14 protein-coding genes are annotated in these 15072 nt (G+C 42.6%); 8 read left to right on the forward strand and 6 right to left on the reverse strand.

What is annotated here, in order from left to right; genetic code table 11:
- Positions 1-3: 3 nt before the first annotated feature.
- From ACLVWR_RS14655 to wecB (ACLVWR_RS14680), 6 genes are read left to right on the forward strand one after another with little or no spacing between them, the layout of a single operon-like run.
- Complete coding sequence (locus ACLVWR_RS14655) at positions 4-1860, forward strand: heparinase II/III family protein (RefSeq protein ID WP_413581371.1); 1857 nt, start codon at positions 4-6, stop codon at positions 1858-1860.
- Positions 1857-2978, forward strand: a complete 1122-nt coding sequence (locus ACLVWR_RS14660) for a glycosyltransferase (protein WP_413581372.1) — start codon at positions 1857-1859, stop codon at positions 2976-2978. The genes ACLVWR_RS14655 and ACLVWR_RS14660 overlap by 4 nt, the downstream gene beginning before the upstream one ends.
- The gene (locus ACLVWR_RS14665) at positions 2975-4177 is read left to right on the forward strand and encodes a glycosyltransferase family 4 protein (RefSeq protein ID WP_413581373.1); all 1203 of its coding nucleotides are present in this window, start codon (positions 2975-2977) and stop codon (positions 4175-4177) included. The genes ACLVWR_RS14660 and ACLVWR_RS14665 overlap by 4 nt, the downstream gene beginning before the upstream one ends.
- Positions 4177-5055, forward strand: a complete 879-nt coding sequence (locus tag ACLVWR_RS14670; protein WP_413581374.1) for a dTDP-4-dehydrorhamnose reductase family protein — start codon at positions 4177-4179, stop codon at positions 5053-5055. Before ACLVWR_RS14665 ends, ACLVWR_RS14670 begins: the two co-directional genes overlap by 1 nt.
- On the forward strand, positions 5055-6128 hold the full coding sequence (locus ACLVWR_RS14675; RefSeq protein ID WP_413581375.1) for a polysaccharide biosynthesis protein: 1074 nt from the start codon (positions 5055-5057) through the stop codon (positions 6126-6128). The genes ACLVWR_RS14670 and ACLVWR_RS14675 overlap by 1 nt, the downstream gene beginning before the upstream one ends.
- Before the next feature lie 2 nt (positions 6129-6130).
- Positions 6131-7246, forward strand: a complete 1116-nt coding sequence (wecB, locus tag ACLVWR_RS14680) for a non-hydrolyzing UDP-N-acetylglucosamine 2-epimerase (protein ID WP_413581376.1) — start codon at positions 6131-6133, stop codon at positions 7244-7246.
- 113 nt (positions 7247-7359) lie between these two features.
- On the opposite strand, the gene ACLVWR_RS14685 is transcribed toward wecB (ACLVWR_RS14680), so the two are convergent.
- From ACLVWR_RS14685 to ACLVWR_RS14710, 6 genes are all read right to left on the reverse strand, one after another.
- Positions 7360-8628 carry a glycosyltransferase family 4 protein gene (locus ACLVWR_RS14685; protein WP_413581377.1) on the reverse strand — a complete coding sequence of 423 codons (1269 nt, stop codon included), beginning with the start codon at positions 8626-8628 and terminating at the stop codon, positions 7360-7362.
- Positions 8600-9349, reverse strand: coding sequence for a glycosyltransferase family 2 protein (locus ACLVWR_RS14690; RefSeq protein ID WP_413581378.1), 750 nt, complete (start codon positions 9347-9349; stop codon positions 8600-8602). Before ACLVWR_RS14690 ends, ACLVWR_RS14685 begins: the two co-directional genes overlap by 29 nt.
- Before the next feature lie 14 nt (positions 9350-9363).
- A complete protein-coding gene (locus ACLVWR_RS14695; protein WP_413581379.1) occupies positions 9364-10851 on the reverse strand; it encodes an ArnT family glycosyltransferase in 1488 nt (495 codons plus the stop codon).
- A 39-nt stretch (positions 10852-10890) separates the two neighbouring features.
- The gene (gene wecB / locus ACLVWR_RS14700) at positions 10891-12048 is read right to left on the reverse strand and encodes a non-hydrolyzing UDP-N-acetylglucosamine 2-epimerase (RefSeq protein ID WP_413581380.1); all 1158 of its coding nucleotides are present in this window, start codon (positions 12046-12048) and stop codon (positions 10891-10893) included.
- A gap of 67 nt (positions 12049-12115) precedes the next feature.
- Positions 12116-12586, reverse strand: coding sequence for a hypothetical protein (locus ACLVWR_RS14705; RefSeq protein ID WP_413581381.1), 471 nt, complete (start codon positions 12584-12586; stop codon positions 12116-12118).
- A 134-nt stretch (positions 12587-12720) separates the two neighbouring features.
- Positions 12721-14160: a phosphomannomutase gene (locus ACLVWR_RS14710; RefSeq protein ID WP_413581382.1), complete on the reverse strand. Its 1440-nt coding sequence runs from the start codon at positions 14158-14160 to the stop codon at positions 12721-12723.
- A 316-nt stretch (positions 14161-14476) separates the two neighbouring features.
- Between ACLVWR_RS14710 and ACLVWR_RS14715 the strand changes: the two genes are divergently transcribed.
- On the forward strand, positions 14477-14794 hold the full coding sequence (locus ACLVWR_RS14715; RefSeq protein WP_413581383.1) for a BrnT family toxin: 318 nt from the start codon (positions 14477-14479) through the stop codon (positions 14792-14794).
- A complete protein-coding gene (locus ACLVWR_RS14720) occupies positions 14754-15026 on the forward strand; it encodes a CopG family transcriptional regulator (RefSeq protein WP_413583526.1) in 273 nt (90 codons plus the stop codon). Before ACLVWR_RS14715 ends, ACLVWR_RS14720 begins: the two co-directional genes overlap by 41 nt.
- Positions 15027-15072: the final 46 nt, after the last annotated feature.

Here is a 15072-nt window from a genome sequence, read left to right on the forward strand (position 1 = left end):
TTAATGTCGGTCATTTCAATTTTTACTAAAGCAAAACGAGTATTTAAGAATAAAGGAGTTGCAGGGCTCTGTGCGGCTGCTCTTGGAAAGATTCAAAGGTCTTATCGAAGAAAATGTTTTCGTGTGGCTGGAGGTTCTTTTGCCAATCTAAACCTGAAAAGACCACATAGGTTTGAGAAGTTGTCTTTCGACGATATCGATTTAAAGAATTATCCTGCATCAAAGATATTTGGGCAAATTCAGTCCAATTGTTACCAGATTCTTGAGTCGGAGCTCCGCAATTGGGGGCGTTCTAATGTTGCTGGTCACCTGCATTGGCACATGGATCTTGTTAGAAATTTCGAATGGTCTTCGAAAGTTGCTGGAGTTGAACTTTCAATTCCATTAAATGGTGGTGACGTAAAGAGGCCATGGGAGCTTGGCCGGCTTCATCAATTGGTCCAATTAGCTCTCTGTTACAGGTGTTTCAGGGACGACGAGGAGCGAAGAAAATCATGTCAGCAGCTTGCGACAACAATACTTTGTGATTTCCACGAATCAAATCCTGTATTTAACGGTCCGCAGTGGATGTGTGCAATGGATGTTGGTATCAGGCTTTCGAATATCTGTCTTGCTGCCGATATATTTGGTGAGGAATTTGTTAGTTTAAATCAGAAAGTTTTGGATTACGAGTTAGCACGGCATATATTTTTTATTGAGAGTAACAAAGAAAACTCGCTAGGTTCGTTTGTTGGCAATCATTATTTGGCAAATATCTGTGGTCTGGTGTACGGATATGCGCATTCTGGACATAAGCGTGCATCGTACATGTTGCGAAAAGTTTCCAAGGAATTAAATTTTGAAACAATAAAACAGTTTGGAAATGATGGAGGGAACTTCGAAGGCTCCACTTACTATCATCGCCTCTCTGGTGAGTTGGTTGTATTTGCTTTTGCATGTCTGTTAAAACGATCTGATTCAAAAATTGAAATGGGGCTGACATTTCTTGAAAGACTTAAGGCGATTCTGTTCTTTTCAGAATCGGTTTCATTGGTGGATGGGTTTGTGCCTCAGGTCGGTGACAATGATAGTGGGCACCTGTTAATTTGCAACCCCATACAATTTCAGGAGAATGACCTAAATCACAGAAGTTTTATATGTGGGCTTCGTCATTTTTTTCAGTTGAAAGATAAAAACCAATTTTTGGAAGTTCTTGTAAGTGAATACTGCAATGCTGACAACGGGACATTTTTGGTTCCGGAACATAAGGCAGTGTATGGAAGCGAAAAAGAGTTTTTGCGAGCAACAGAAAAATGTTTCAAGTTAAATAGTAAACAAGAGTATAATTTTAGTGTTGCGCATTTTGATCCCCAGCAGGCTAGTTATTTTTCATTTAGCGATTTCGGTATTTATACATGTAAATTTGGCAACGTGTTTGTCAGTCTTAGATGTGGTGTGAACTCCAACGACAAAGGGGGGGGGCACCGTCACAGAGATCAGCTGTCTATATTTATTCATGACGGGCGTGATATTGTAGGTCGAGACCCAGGAACCTATTTGTATACTTCTGACACGGCCATGAGAGCTTTGCTTAGATCTGCTTCTGCTCATAATGGCCCTTATTGCGGGACAGGTTTGCGCGTGGAGGCTTCATTGTTTGAGATGAATGATCAGTTTGCGCAATGTATTTATTTTGGGCCTTTAGGGTTTTTTGGAAAGTCCTTCGAGAATGGTAAAGAGTTTTGTCGTTGGATTTCTTTTTCAGAGGAAAATATTAAAATTATTGATTGGGTTGAGTCTGGAGAGGAATTAGCCAGACTAGATTTTGCGGAAAATTTATTTTCACCAGGATACGGTCAGATTGCGGGAGTGGCGCAGTGAGAATACTAACAGTGAATCACACGATTGATCCAGTGTTTGGTGGTGGGACAGCTGAAAGAACGTTTGAACTTAGCCAAGCTCTTGTTAAGAGCGGCTATGATTGCACGATTTTGACGTTGCTTGAAGGTGAATCTCCGCGTGAGCTAAAAGGGGGGAGAATTGTTAGGCTACCGGTTTGCAAATTTGGATTAATTCCAAAGTATTTGTTCAAAGGAATCGTGCGTGAAGTTAAAGGGGCTGATGTTGTTCATATGATGGGACATTGGACAGTACTCAATGCCTTAGTATATTTAACAGCGCGCCATTTTAGGAAGCCTTATGTTTTTTGCCCAGCTGGAGCCCTACCAATTTTTGGAAGATCTAAGTTTGTTAAGTATATTTATAATTTACTGATTGGAAAAAGTATAGTTCGGAATGCTTCTAGGTGCATTGCCACAACGGAAAATGAGATAAAGCATTTTGTTTCATATGGAGTTTCTGCTGATCAAGTTTTGTTAATTCCAAACGCAATTAAGGATCCAATTGTATCAGATATAAATGGCAATGAACTTTCAAAGAAACTGGGTTTGCACACACCAAATTACGTTTTGTTTCTAGGTCGTTTAAATTTGATAAAAGGCCCGGATTTATTGGTGGCTGCATTTTGCAATATTATGGCAGAGTTTCCAGATGTTGATCTGGTAATGGCTGGTCCGGATGATGGTATGCTGAGTGAATTAAAAGCTACTGTCAAGGAGCGGAGAGCGAATGATCGTATTCATTTTGCGGGTTATATAGGTGGTGTTGAGAAGTTTCAGGTATTGAAGGCTGCATTGGTATTGGCGCTGCCATCAAGGCAGGAGGCCATGTCTTTAGTTGTTTTGGAGGCAGGCTGTGTAAAGACACCGACTGTTTTTACAGATCAATGTGGTTTAGATAAGTTTGCCAAAGCGGATTGTGGCTGGATGGTGCCGGTGTCAATAGAGGGTTTGGAGCTCGGACTCAAAGAGGCGCTTGTAAACCGGGAAAGTATACGTAAAAAAGGCGAACGTGTATTCGAGTTCGTTCAGGAGAGGTATATGTGGTCTTCTGTTGTTGGCGCATATAGTAAAATGTTCAGAGATTTGAGGGAATCGTGAAAATTGGAGTTTACAGTTACGTTTTCTATCCTGAGACCTTCTTAATCAACGAGTTGTGTTTTGATTTGATCAAAAAGGGACATACTGTGAGTGTGTCGACTGGTATTCCAAACTATTCGACGGGATTTTATCAAAGGGGATATGGCGTTTTGGGGCCATATACTGAAAATGTATCTGATATCTCAATCCGTCGATTTCCGGTGGTAGCACGTCGGAAAGGATTTTTCTACCTTACTTTAAACTACTTATCTAATATTGTTTTTGGCTGTTTCAATATTTTCAGAATGAGTAACACGGAAGTGTCTTTTGTGTTCGGTGTTTCACCAATATTTGTGGCGATTCCCCCGATCATTTTAAAAAAGTGGACCGGTACTCCAGTAGTTATTTGGCTTCAGGATTTGTGGCCCGATAGTTTTGGCGCTGTTGCAAAAGTATCCGATGCTAGTATGGTTTATAAGTTGCTGGGTGTGATTGTGCGCTGGATATATCGGAACACAGACGTCATTCTTATTCAGTCAGAAGCGTTTAGAGACCATTTAATGAAGTATCAATTTGATGGAATCGTAGAGTATGTACCCAACTGGTCTCCTGAGGTTATTGCTGCAACCTCTTCAGCGCCTTCTTGGATTGAGAGTCTTCCTAAGGAAGAATTTATTTTGGCGTTTGCTGGGAATATTGGAAAGGCGCAATCCTTGGATACACTTTTGGATGCAGCAAAAGAATTGAGAAATGAGTCTAATTTCCGAATTGTGATTGTCGGAGACGGAAGTGAACTCGAAAGATTAATATCCCGAGCTTTGGGCGAGAATATATCGAATGTTATTTTCGTTGGAAAGAAGCCCGTTCACGATATGCCAATGTTTTTTGAGAGATGTTCCGCTTTATTTGTATCTTTGCGTTCAGATGATCTTTTTTCAAAAGTAATTCCATCAAAAGTTCAAGCCTATATGTCAGCAGGGAAACCTTTATTGGCATCATTAAATGGTGAGGGAGCTCGAATTGTATTGGAAGCTGGTGCAGGTTATTCTTCCCCGGCGGATGATCTTGATAGCCTGGTAATAGCTATTCGTAAGATGAAGGGGTTAGGCGAAGTGCAGCGGATTGAAATGGGACTTAGGGCGAAAAAATATTATATGGCCAACTTTGAAAAAAGCAGGATTGTTGAGAAGATTGCCAGAATTCTTAAGGAGACCATCTAGTGAAAATTTTAGTCATTGGTGCGGCGGGAATGCTTGGACACCAAGTGTGGAAAAGGCTAAATCAGAATTATCCCGGTGATGTATTTGGTACTGTTCGAAAAGATATTTCTTACTATGAGAAATATAATTCATTAGATCCGAAGTGCCTTTTTGGTAATGTTGATGTTTTAGAATTTGGCTCACTGCAGGAGATTCTTGAAAAGGTTCAGCCGGTTTGGATTGTTAATTGTGTAGGTCTTACTCTTCGTAAGCCAGACTTGGGTGATATCGAAAAGTGTATTGAGATAAACAGCATGTTGCCTCACAGGCTTGCGTTGTGGGCGAGTTCTAATAACTCTAAGGTAATTCATTTTAGTACGGACTGTGTCTTTGATGGATCAAAGGGTTCGTATGTTGTTTCGGATATTCCGACTGCAAATGACATGTACGGTAAAAGTAAGTTTCTGGGTGAAACGCACGAAAGAAATGCATTGACCTTGAGATTGTCGATCGTAGGCCGAGAACTCGAATCAAAAACGGAGCTTGTTGAGTGGTTCTTAAAACAGAAGAACCAAACTATTAAAGGTTACACTCGGGCATTCTATTCTGGATTAACAACGAAGCGTGTGGGCGATGAAGTTGTACGCATTATCAAAGAATTTCCGCAATTGAATGGCCTTTATCAGGTTTCCAGTGAGCCTATCTCCAAGTATGACCTTCTGCGTCTATTAAATAAGTATTTTGAGATTCATGCCGACATTGAACCATTTGATGGGTACTGTTCAGATAAAACTTTAGATTGTAGTGAATACTCTCGTGAGACCGGCTTCATACCTCCTAGCTGGGATGAGATGATTGCCGAATTAGCGCAAGATCGGTCTGTGGACTACGGGGATTAATGATGTATTTTGACGGGAAAACAATTTTAGTAACTGGCGGTACCGGATCCATGGGGAAAACCTTCGTTAGAAGAGTTTTGAGTGGAGAAATGGGTACACCAAAAAAACTGATAGTATTAAGCCGTGATGAAGGCAAGCAGCATCAAATGCGTGTGTCTTATCTCCATAATCGAAATCATACGGATGAAGTCATATACAACAACTTCAAAAATATTCTAGAATTTCGCATCGGAGATGTTCGAGATTATGCGGATGTCTGTGCCGCGGTCAAAAATGCCGATATTGTGATTAATGCAGCAGCATTGAAGCAGGTTCCAGCTTGTGAGTATTTTCCAGAGCAAGCAATTCTAACCAATTGTATTGGTGCATATAACATTGTCCGTGCGGTACGTGAGCATGGATACAAAGTCGACACTGTGATGGGTATTTCAACAGATAAAGCCTGTAAGCCAATTAATGCTATGGGTATGTCGAAGTCACTTCAAGAGCGAGTGTTTATTGCCGCGAATATTACTGTTCCGCAGACCAGATTTTTATGTGTACGCTATGGTAATGTTCTTGCCTCTCGTGGTTCGGTTATTCCGTTGTTTCATGAGCAGATTAAAGCGGGTGGCCCAATCACGATTACTGATGGTCGCATGACTCGTTTCCTTCTGAGTTTAAATCAAGCCGTGGATACAGTTTTTGCTGCGTTGTTAAATGGTCAGGCCGGAGAGATTTTTGTGCCAAGAGCCCCAAGCTCCTTGATGACAGACGTTGCAAAAGCATTAGTTGGAAATAGAAAGATTGAGATTCAAGTAACAGGGATTCGTCCAGGTGAAAAATTGCACGAAATAATGATTTCTGACGAAGAAGCTCCTTATTCGGTAGAGAAAGGTAGCTATTACGCCATTCGCTCAATGTTACCTGAGTTGAATGGAGGCAAAATTGACATCACTAAATCAGTATTGAAAAAAGAGTTTTCTTCCGACGATGCACTTCTGGATTACGAGGGCACTGTGAATCTTTTGAAAAAACATAGTCTGATGGTCGATGATAATAATGATAATTTAGATGAAGAAATGCTGAGATAAAAATGCGCGTAATGACAATTGTTGGAACACGACCTGAGTTGATTAAGCTCAGTCGTGTAATTGCTGCTCTTGATAAGTACATGTCTGAACACATTCTGGTTCATACGGGGCAAAACTTTGACTATGAGTTAAATGAAGTATTTTTTAAAGACCTGGAGATTCGCAAACCGGACTATTTTTTAAATTCTGCCGCTGATACTCCGATCCAAACAATTGCAAATATCCTTGTGGAGTCCGACAAGCTATTCGAAAAATGTAAGCCAGATGCAGTTCTTTTGTATGGTGATACAAACTCTTGTCTTTCCGTTATTGCAGCCAAGCGTAGAAAGATACCTGTTTTTCATATGGAAGCCGGTAATAGATGCTTTGATCAAAGAGTTCCAGAGGAACTTAATCGAAAGATTGTTGATCATCTGTCGGACATCAATATGCCTCTTACCGAGCACGGTAGGGGTTATCTAGTGAGAGAAGGCATTGCACCTCAGCAAATTATTAAGTCTGGCGGTTGCATGAAGGAAGTGTTGAATTATTACTCAAGTAGAATTGCCACCAGTAATGTATTGGCAACTCACGGGTTGAGACAGAAATCCTATATATTGGTGAGCTTGCATCGGGAAGAGAATGTAGATTATCCAGAAAATCTTGAAAATATACTCCATTCACTGACAGCACTTCAGAGTGAGTTTGATAAGACAATTTTGGTATCCACTCACCCAAGAACAAAAAAGAAAATCGATGAGATGGCTTGGACGCCCGAAAATGATAATATTAAGTTTTTAAAGCCATTTGGATTTCTGGACTTTATTACGCTTCAAAAGAATGCATTTTGTGTGGTTTCGGATAGTGGAACAATTACAGAAGAAGCTTCCTTGTTGAGAGTCCCTGCAATCACCATAAGAAATGCACACGAACGCCCAGAGGGAATGGATGTTGGCACGTTGATTATGTCCGGAACTAAGGCCGTAGACGTGTGTAATGCTGTACGTGTGGCAACTGAAACGTCTCCAACAGAGATTGTGCCAGATTATGATGTGGAAAATGTTTCCGAGAAAGTAGTTAAGACTATTTTATCCTATACTCACTACATCAATCGTTTTGTATGGCGAAAAGAAATTTAATTTACCGTCGAATCCTGTGATTTTTGTCATTTAAATTGCTTTAAGCAGACGGTCTCTTTCGTTTTGAAGGCTGTCTGATTAATAACAATTGTTAGTTAGATATACAGAAGATGTTATCTGTTTTTTTTGATTCTTCGATAGAAAATCGAAGCCACCAATAATGGTGCGCAAACACCGGACAGAATTATGATTACATCCATGGAGCGATAGTTACGTAAAGCTAAACTCAGTCCAATCAGCATAATTGCAACCAGATAAAGTGTGACTGATATCTGTGTGTGGGTCATTCCACAGTCTTCCAAGATGTGATGTATGTGTCTACGATCTGCTGAAAACGGATGTCTTTTAATGGCTAATCTTTGAAAGAAAACCCTTATCAGATCAATTAATGGTATTATTGTTGCTGCGATAGCTACGCCGGGCGCTGCTTTTATGTAGTACGGTGAGATTTCGATTCCAGATGTTCGATTGGTCTCAATGAACTTTATGGCTAAGATTGAAATAATGAATCCAAGTAGCATGGATCCAGTGTCTCCCATAAATATTTTTGCGTTGTGAAAGTTGAAAAAAAGAAAACCTAACAACGAACCAGCCAGGGAAAAACTCAAAATACATAGTGCAGTTGAGTTTGTTAAATAAAACCAAAACCCAAAGAACAGTGAAGTAATCAGTCCTAGTCCTCCTGCTAGTCCATTAACTCCATCGATTAGATTGTAGGCGTTTATCAGCGCCAGAATTGCGATAACAGTTAGTATGATTCCTAGGTATGGCGGAATCTCGGTAATTCCCAGCATTCCCCACAAATTGGTGAGGTAAAGTTTACCCATCAATGTAATTAGTAGGGCGCATGCGATTTGAACTAATAGTTTTTTTAGGGGCGCTAACAGTAAGATGTCGTCTTTAATCCCAGCAAAGAAAAGTAGGACAAGGGCTGAAGTCATGAAGCGTATTTCGTTCGACATCGCCAAATAATCAGAGAAAAAGGAAAATGAGAATACTGTGCCGGCGAAAATTGCAATACCACCGAGAGTAGGTGTTTTTTTGAGGTGAAGCTTTCTGTCGGAGTCTGGTTCATCCATTAAATGTTTTGCGTCTGCAACTCGAATAATTACAGGAATTGATACTACTGAAATAAGTAGCGAAATAAGAAATGGCCAAATTGTTATTAAAAACATTGCTGGATTGTAGACATAACGAATTGTTCTTTCAAATGAAATTGTTTCCTGGCGACAAGAGGTTGTGGCGTCTGGCTGCGTCACTAGCATTCTCGCTAGAGATAACGATATATCTTGTTTCGGATTTTTGAAGACGCGACCGTAAACGGTGGTTTGGAAAATAAAAAGGCGTAGGTGTTTATTGTCGGCGATGACTTTTTGAATCAAAAAGTACAGACAAGGTCTCCCGAATTGTCCACCACACACGCATCTTTGAATCACTCATTTTTTTGTCGTAGCGTAGTATAAAAGGTATTTCACCGCAAAGGGCTTTTTGGCGATCACATGCCATTAGTAATTCTACCATACACGCGAAGCTACGTTTTTTGAATTTGTAGCCCTTAAGTTTTTGGAAAAGGCTGCCACGGTAAATCCGGAAGCCGCACGAATAGTCGCGGACGTTTGTTACTCGACCCGCTGCTCGGAAAAGATAAGACATTCCCAACGACAGCAACTGACGATGGAATGGAACTCCTTCAACGATGCTTCCTTTTTGAAAACGAGATGCGACAATCAGATCATAACCAAGTTCCAACTTTTCAAGCATAGGCCTAAAAAAATCAGATGGGTGTGAGTTGTCACCATCGAGTAAGCCCACGGCATAGAGGGGCTCCGAAGCTTGCATACTTGCGTCTTGAATACTTGTTTCTAAAGCGCCAACTAATCCACGATTTTCGGGATGATGGATCGCGCGAAAGTAAGAAGTCTTTTCACAAGCGGAATTGATTTTTTCAGCTGTAGAATCTTTGCTACAATCGTTTATCCACACGACATTAAGCTCAAGTCCCATATTAGTTAGATTTTGTGCGAGTGTTTGGAAGGAATCCGCCATCGGGATGATGGCTTCTTCTTCATTATAACAGGGAACATAAACTAAAAACTTTTTCATTAACTATCCAAAACTTACCGACCGAACGAACCCAAGCTGTCGGAGATGGGTGTTATTCGCGACAAACGTTCCAAATTGCAAATGCTCTGGTCGGTATAGAGCCTATACAGGTCGGTAGTTAAGCATAGGGAATATCCTTTAGCAAGAATTGTGGCATGTTGCCTGCTGCTTACTTTCTTATCCACTAATATAGCTTCGAAAATTTGAAGCTTATCGGTGAGTGCGTCTTCGTTATGCAAAGTGGGTTCTAGTTGTAAGTACCAGGAAGCATAGGAGGCCAGACCCTCCCAAGAGTGTTGATTTCCGGGTATTGAAGCGATCCGAATTTGCTTTAGCTCCTTCAACTCGGCGACAGTACTGGCCATTGCGCGGACTTCGTTATCTTCGCCCATGTGGATTTTTGTTGAAATTAAAGTTGCCGCAATAAATAGAAGCAACGAGAGAGTTGCTACGCGCTGGGCTAGTTTGGATGCATCGGCTTTCTTAAACAACTGAGCACAGCCAAAGCCAGCAAGAATAGCGATCCACGGGAACGTGGGAACAATATACTGGTTGTATTCCTTGTTGGTAAAGCCATAAACCAGGCTGTGTAAGGCAATTTCACCAAGGCATAATAGAACAATAGCTGTCGATCCGGACCGCATTGATTTTCGATTTTTTAGGAAAACAAATAGTCCCACCAGCATAGCCAAAAAGAATATGTGTGAGTGAGTAAAAAGGGCTTTGATATACCATAAGTGGTCAGCTTTATCAGTGTAAACGCGAGCCATTTCGGCGGCGTTGGTTTCACGGCGCTCTGAGTACCAGGAGAAAAACTCACGGTGATGAACGCTATAAAACAATCCATCAAACAAAGCGATGGGGATGAGCGCGCTGATTGCCAAGATAAGCAGCTCAGAGAAGCGAAGGCGTTGGCAAAGTATGTAAATTGCAATTGGCAAAAGACCCATAGCAGCTAGGCCTTTTGAAAGTAAAGCAGCGGCAAAAAGCATCCCGCTGAGAGCAAGTTTGATTTTGGAGCGATCATCTTTAAAAGACTCAAAAACTGCAAATCCCAGCATGATGAAGCCGACCATACCCATATCCAACCAGCCTGAACTGGTGAAATTCATGAATGGATTTATAAGTAGCAGAGCTAGGACTGAAAAAACCCCAGCAGTCTCACTAAACCTTTTGCGTGTAATCCAATAGGTGCAGAAAATTGCAATAACTCCCAGAATGCTGGATGGTAGTCGCAAAATCTGCGCACTAACCCCGAAAAGCCAAAAAGATGCAGCCTGAAGCCAGATGATTAATGGCGGGTGATCTACAAAGGGGTCAAAAACTCCGGGCCCCAAGCGAAAATTGAAAAGACTTTGGCCGTTTAAAATGTTCGCAGCAAAGGCACCGTAAGTTGTGGAGCTTAAACCAATGCCAGGTTCCCAAAACTTTAGAAAAACCGCACAAAAAGCTGTTAACAAAACGAAATAATGTATTTGTGGAATGGATTTGAAGAACTTCATTATTCGATGGGTCCTTGAACGATTGGGGTTCGTTCGGTTTTAGTTTTGAGCCAAAACATCTAAAATTTTTGCCGAAGCTAAGCCATCTCCAAACGGATTGATGGATTGAGACATTCTTTTATAAAGAATACCGTCATCCAGAACTTTCAACGTTTCTGCAACGAATTCTCGCTCATTTAATGGTACCAGCATGGATGTTCCAGCTTCGATTGCTTCTGGGCGTTCGGTGTTTTCTCGAGCGATCAGTACTGGTTTTCCAAGAGAAGGAGCTTCTTCCTGAACTCCACCTGAGTCAGTTACAATAATGTGCGCTTTCATCATCAGGTAAATAAATGGGACGTAATCAACTGGCTCGCAAAGCCAAATGTTTGAGCTCTTTTTTTCTGCATTGCTTGAGCCAACCCATTGAGCCTTGTTCCCCAATACTCTAGAGATAGACTGGCGGACATTTGGATTCAAGTGGACTGGGATTAAAAACTGCAGGTCGCTGCGTTCGGATAGCTTCAGCAATCCTTTCATGACTTCTTCCATTGGCGCACCAAAAGATTCTCGTCTATGCAAAGTTACCAAGATAAGTTTTTTTTGTGCATCTAGGAACGAAAAGTTCTTCTCAAGGTCTTTCGATAGTTCGGGTTTGTTTTCGATAATTGACCGAACACGCATTAGCGCATCAATACCTGTGTTGCCAGTGACTACAATGTCACGTTTCGGAAGACCTTCGTTTATCAGATTGTTTCGGGAAAGCTCCGTTGGAGGGAAGTGCCACTTTGCAATGAGAGAAATTGCTTTTCGGTTAAACTCTTCGGGGAACGGAGAGGTGATGTTGCCGGATCGTAAGCCCGCCTCAACGTGTGCAACGCTGACTTGGTTGTAAAACGCAGCCAAGCTTGCCGCAAAACCTGTCGTTGTGTCACCTTGGGTGATGACGATATCTACTTTTGTGGATTTTAGAATTGAGTCGATGCCGTTTAATGTTTTCGTCGATACATCGGTCAGCGTTTGCCCTGGACTCATTAAGTTCAGGTCGTAATCAGGTGTAATTTCAAAAAAAGAAAGAATGGGTTTTAGCATTTCGCGATGCTGACCCGTTGAGCAGACAAGCGTTTTAAAGCGGTTGTCTGCTTTGGCGAGAAGAATCAGCGGCGCAAGCTTTATGGCTTCAGGTCTTGTTCCGAATACAATTAGAATGGTCTTCATTTGGACGATCTTATGGTACCCACAATGTATTGATCAATATTGGAATTGATGGCGCTCATCGGCATTCTTAAAATCTAAACCGAACCCCAACCCCAATATCCAAATCCGCATCCACCTTCGGAGAAACATTCATCGCAACAGCAAGCTCCCCGAAAACTTCCATCGCAGGATCAGAGATTAGATAAGTCAAACCAACTGGAACTCGTGGGCCAAAGGCCACGTCGCCGTCGTATTTGCCGTCATCAACAAAAATTAAGCGGGCGCCGACGCCAGTATATAGATTCATCGGACCCTCTGTTGCCACTTCCCACGATTGAATGCTGTCGAAAAGGAAAGTTGAGTGCAGTTGCAGGCCGCGGTACGAGCCGCTGGATGCCCCGACAAAGCCGTCAATGGAGTTTTTGTCGTTCAGGGGCATTCGACCCGTGAAACCAATAGGATCGCCTACGACCAAACCTGCAGCAAAATTAGCTTGAGCCGTGGATGCGCAAAGCAAAAAGAATGAAATAGCTAGTGTCGTAAGTACATTTTTGGCCATAGGAATAATCCCTCCGCGGTAAATTCTGGGGGGTGGGGGCAGAAATGTCCAACACCTTTCGGTGCCAGGTCCTATTTACGGAAGCGGTGCAGAACCGATATCGGTTCTGCGGGGCGAAATTGTTCCCGCGGATTCTATTTATTTAGAAATTCCAAAATTTTGCCCAAGGCTTTGGATGCAATCAAATCCGCCTCGGCCTGTGTCGGAGCTTCCGTATAGCATCTAAACTCTGGCGCATTCCCAGAGGGGCGCAAGTGCACGATCTGCCCAAAAGTCGTCATCATACGGTAGCCATCCAAAGTGTTCTTTGACCAGACGGCGGCATCTGGAATTATGCTTTTCATAAAGGCGTCAGCATCGTTGCTGACTGTTTGAATGATCTTCTGGCTTTTTTCAGGAGGACAATTTTTTGCCAGCACACTTGCAGTGAATCTTGCGGGAAGTTTGTCGACGACGTCGGAAACAGTGCACTTTCTTTTAGCAGCCATTCCTAGGACAGCTAACGCCGGCAACACAGAGTCGCGCGTTGGCAGAGCTTTAAGTTCTGTTGCCATTTTTACTGGGGAAGACAGGATATATCCTCCATTAGCTTCAAAGCCCGCGACGGATTTGAACTCAGAGTTCAGCGTATTAAGCGCCTCGACCACGTAGGGGGAGCCAATCTTGGTAAACGTGATTTTTTTAAACTCTTTGATTTGCGAAACACCCGAATTGCAGCTGATCGGAAGCGCTATCGCTTCGATCCCCAAGAATTCTGAACAGATAATGCCCAACTTGTCGCCTTGAACCAGGCGCCCCTTGTTGTCGATGACCAAAGGTCTGTCGCCATCTCCATCGGTGCTGATAAGTGCATCGGCTTCGTATTCGTTAATCCATTTTTTGAAGACATCAAGGGATTCGACTGCTTCCGTGTCGACGGGAATAAACGTGTCACTGCGGCCCACGCGAATGACCTGTGCGCCAAGATAATCAAGGATGCTGCCCATGTATTCGCGCGCGGCAGAAGAGTGCTCGTAAAAAATAACTTTTGTGCCTTTAAGGCTGTGTTTGGCAAGTGCTTTAACGTAGCGGTTGATGAAGAGGTCTTTTGCCTCTTGGGCTGCATCCTTTTTGTCCACCGCGGATTTTCTGAGCAAGGTTCCGTCTTCGGCGAAGAGTTCATTTTTGAAGTTTTCTTTTTGCAGGCGCTCGTAGTTGTTGAAGATTTTTTCATCATCGCTTTTCAGGGTTTCGCCTGTTGCAAGGTAGAATTTGATACCATTACGGTCGGCCGGGATGTGACTGCCTGTTACCATGATGGCCAAAGAGTTGTTCTCAGCAGAGTAGTAGGCTAGGGCCGGCGTAGGTAGTACTCCGCAAGAATGAATTTCTTTTTGGTGATCGGCGAGGGCGTGCTCGATGGCATTTAAGATTTTCGGCGAGCTTTCTCTAAGGTCCATGCCTACGGAAACTTTGGAAGCGGGAGTTGCTTCGTTTGCGTGTTGCAGGAATGCTGTTGTTAACAGGTACGCTTCGCGATCTGTAAACTCCGTCACTAATCCGCGCACACCGCTCGTTCCAAATTTCAATGCCATAGCTCTCTCCCCCTTGTGGGTGCCAGGTCCTACTTACGGACACGGCGCAGAACCTCCGCGGTTCCGCATGGAGTAATGTATCTTAAGGAAACAGTCGGGGAAAGAGAGATCTTGCGGTGCCAGGTCCTGTTTACGGAAGCGGCGCAGAACCGATATCGGTTCTGCGGGGTGTAAAACGATGGAGTTTGGGTAGGCGTTCGGGATGCGAATCTGTTGAAGTCTTGGTTGAAACTCAGTGGGAGTCAGGCATGGCCTATTCTTTGTATTGAACTGTATTTTTAAATATTTATTAAAATATGTATAAAAGTATGGGTTAATGCTAAAGACTATTGTTGTCAGGGGTTCCTTTGAGTGGGACGAAGAGAAAGAGTCTCAAAATGTTTTGAAACATGGAGTGGACTTTTCTGAAGCCCGGTTTGTTTTTAAAGACCCTCATAGGATTTTTATTTTCGATGAGTTGCACAGTCAGTTCGAAGCTCGGTACTTCTGTATCGGAAAAGTGGATGGAGTTGTGCTGACGGTTCGATTTAAAGTTCATCATAAGAGGATAAGAATCTTCGGAGCGGCAAGGTGGAGAAAGTGGACAAGATATTATGACAACGAAATCAAAAAAATCTCCTCGAAGCTCAAATAAGGGTTATTCGAGTAACAAATTCGAGGCTCCCGTCGGGAAAGTGACTTCTGTCGAGGATTTCCTTCCGCCGCCTGACGTTTTGTTTGCAGAAGATGATAAAGTTAAGATCACAATCGAAATCGAAGGCGACACATTGGACTTCTTTAAGGGCGAAGCTCGTAAAACGGGTGGTAAGTATCAGCGTTTGATGAGAAAGGTTTTGAGTCAGTATGCGAAGAAGTACAGTGCTTAGTTTGAAGTGATTCTATGAGATGCAGTGCGGAACCGATGTCGGTTCC

It is taken from the genome of Bdellovibrio sp. HCB288 (genome assembly GCF_047305935.1).
Taxonomy (GTDB): domain Bacteria; phylum Bdellovibrionota; class Bdellovibrionia; order Bdellovibrionales; family Bdellovibrionaceae; genus Bdellovibrio.

What these genes read in the sequence shown, in the direction of transcription:
- ACLVWR_RS14715 (WP_413581383.1), top strand. Translation starts at nt 14,477, where the DNA reads ATGCTAAAGACTATTGTTGTCAGGGGTTCCTTTGAGTGGGACGAAGAG.
- wecB (WP_413581376.1), top strand. Translation starts at nt 6,131, where the DNA reads ATGCGCGTAATGACAATTGTTGGAACACGACCTGAGTTGATTAAGCTC.
- wecB (WP_413581380.1), bottom strand. Translation starts at nt 12,048, where the DNA reads ATGAAGACCATTCTAATTGTATTCGGAACAAGACCTGAAGCCATAAAG.
- ACLVWR_RS14720 (WP_413583526.1), top strand. Translation starts at nt 14,754, where the DNA reads ATGACAACGAAATCAAAAAAATCTCCTCGAAGCTCAAATAAGGGTTAT.
- ACLVWR_RS14710 (WP_413581382.1), bottom strand. Translation starts at nt 14,160, where the DNA reads ATGGCATTGAAATTTGGAACGAGCGGTGTGCGCGGATTAGTGACGGAG.
- ACLVWR_RS14705 (WP_413581381.1), bottom strand. Translation starts at nt 12,586, where the DNA reads ATGGCCAAAAATGTACTTACGACACTAGCTATTTCATTCTTTTTGCTT.
- ACLVWR_RS14695 (WP_413581379.1), bottom strand. Translation starts at nt 10,851, where the DNA reads ATGAAGTTCTTCAAATCCATTCCACAAATACATTATTTCGTTTTGTTA.
- ACLVWR_RS14655 (WP_413581371.1), top strand. Translation starts at nt 4, where the DNA reads ATGTCGGTCATTTCAATTTTTACTAAAGCAAAACGAGTATTTAAGAAT.
- ACLVWR_RS14690 (WP_413581378.1), bottom strand. Translation starts at nt 9,349, where the DNA reads ATGAAAAAGTTTTTAGTTTATGTTCCCTGTTATAATGAAGAAGAAGCC.
- ACLVWR_RS14675 (WP_413581375.1), top strand. Translation starts at nt 5,055, where the DNA reads ATGATGTATTTTGACGGGAAAACAATTTTAGTAACTGGCGGTACCGGA.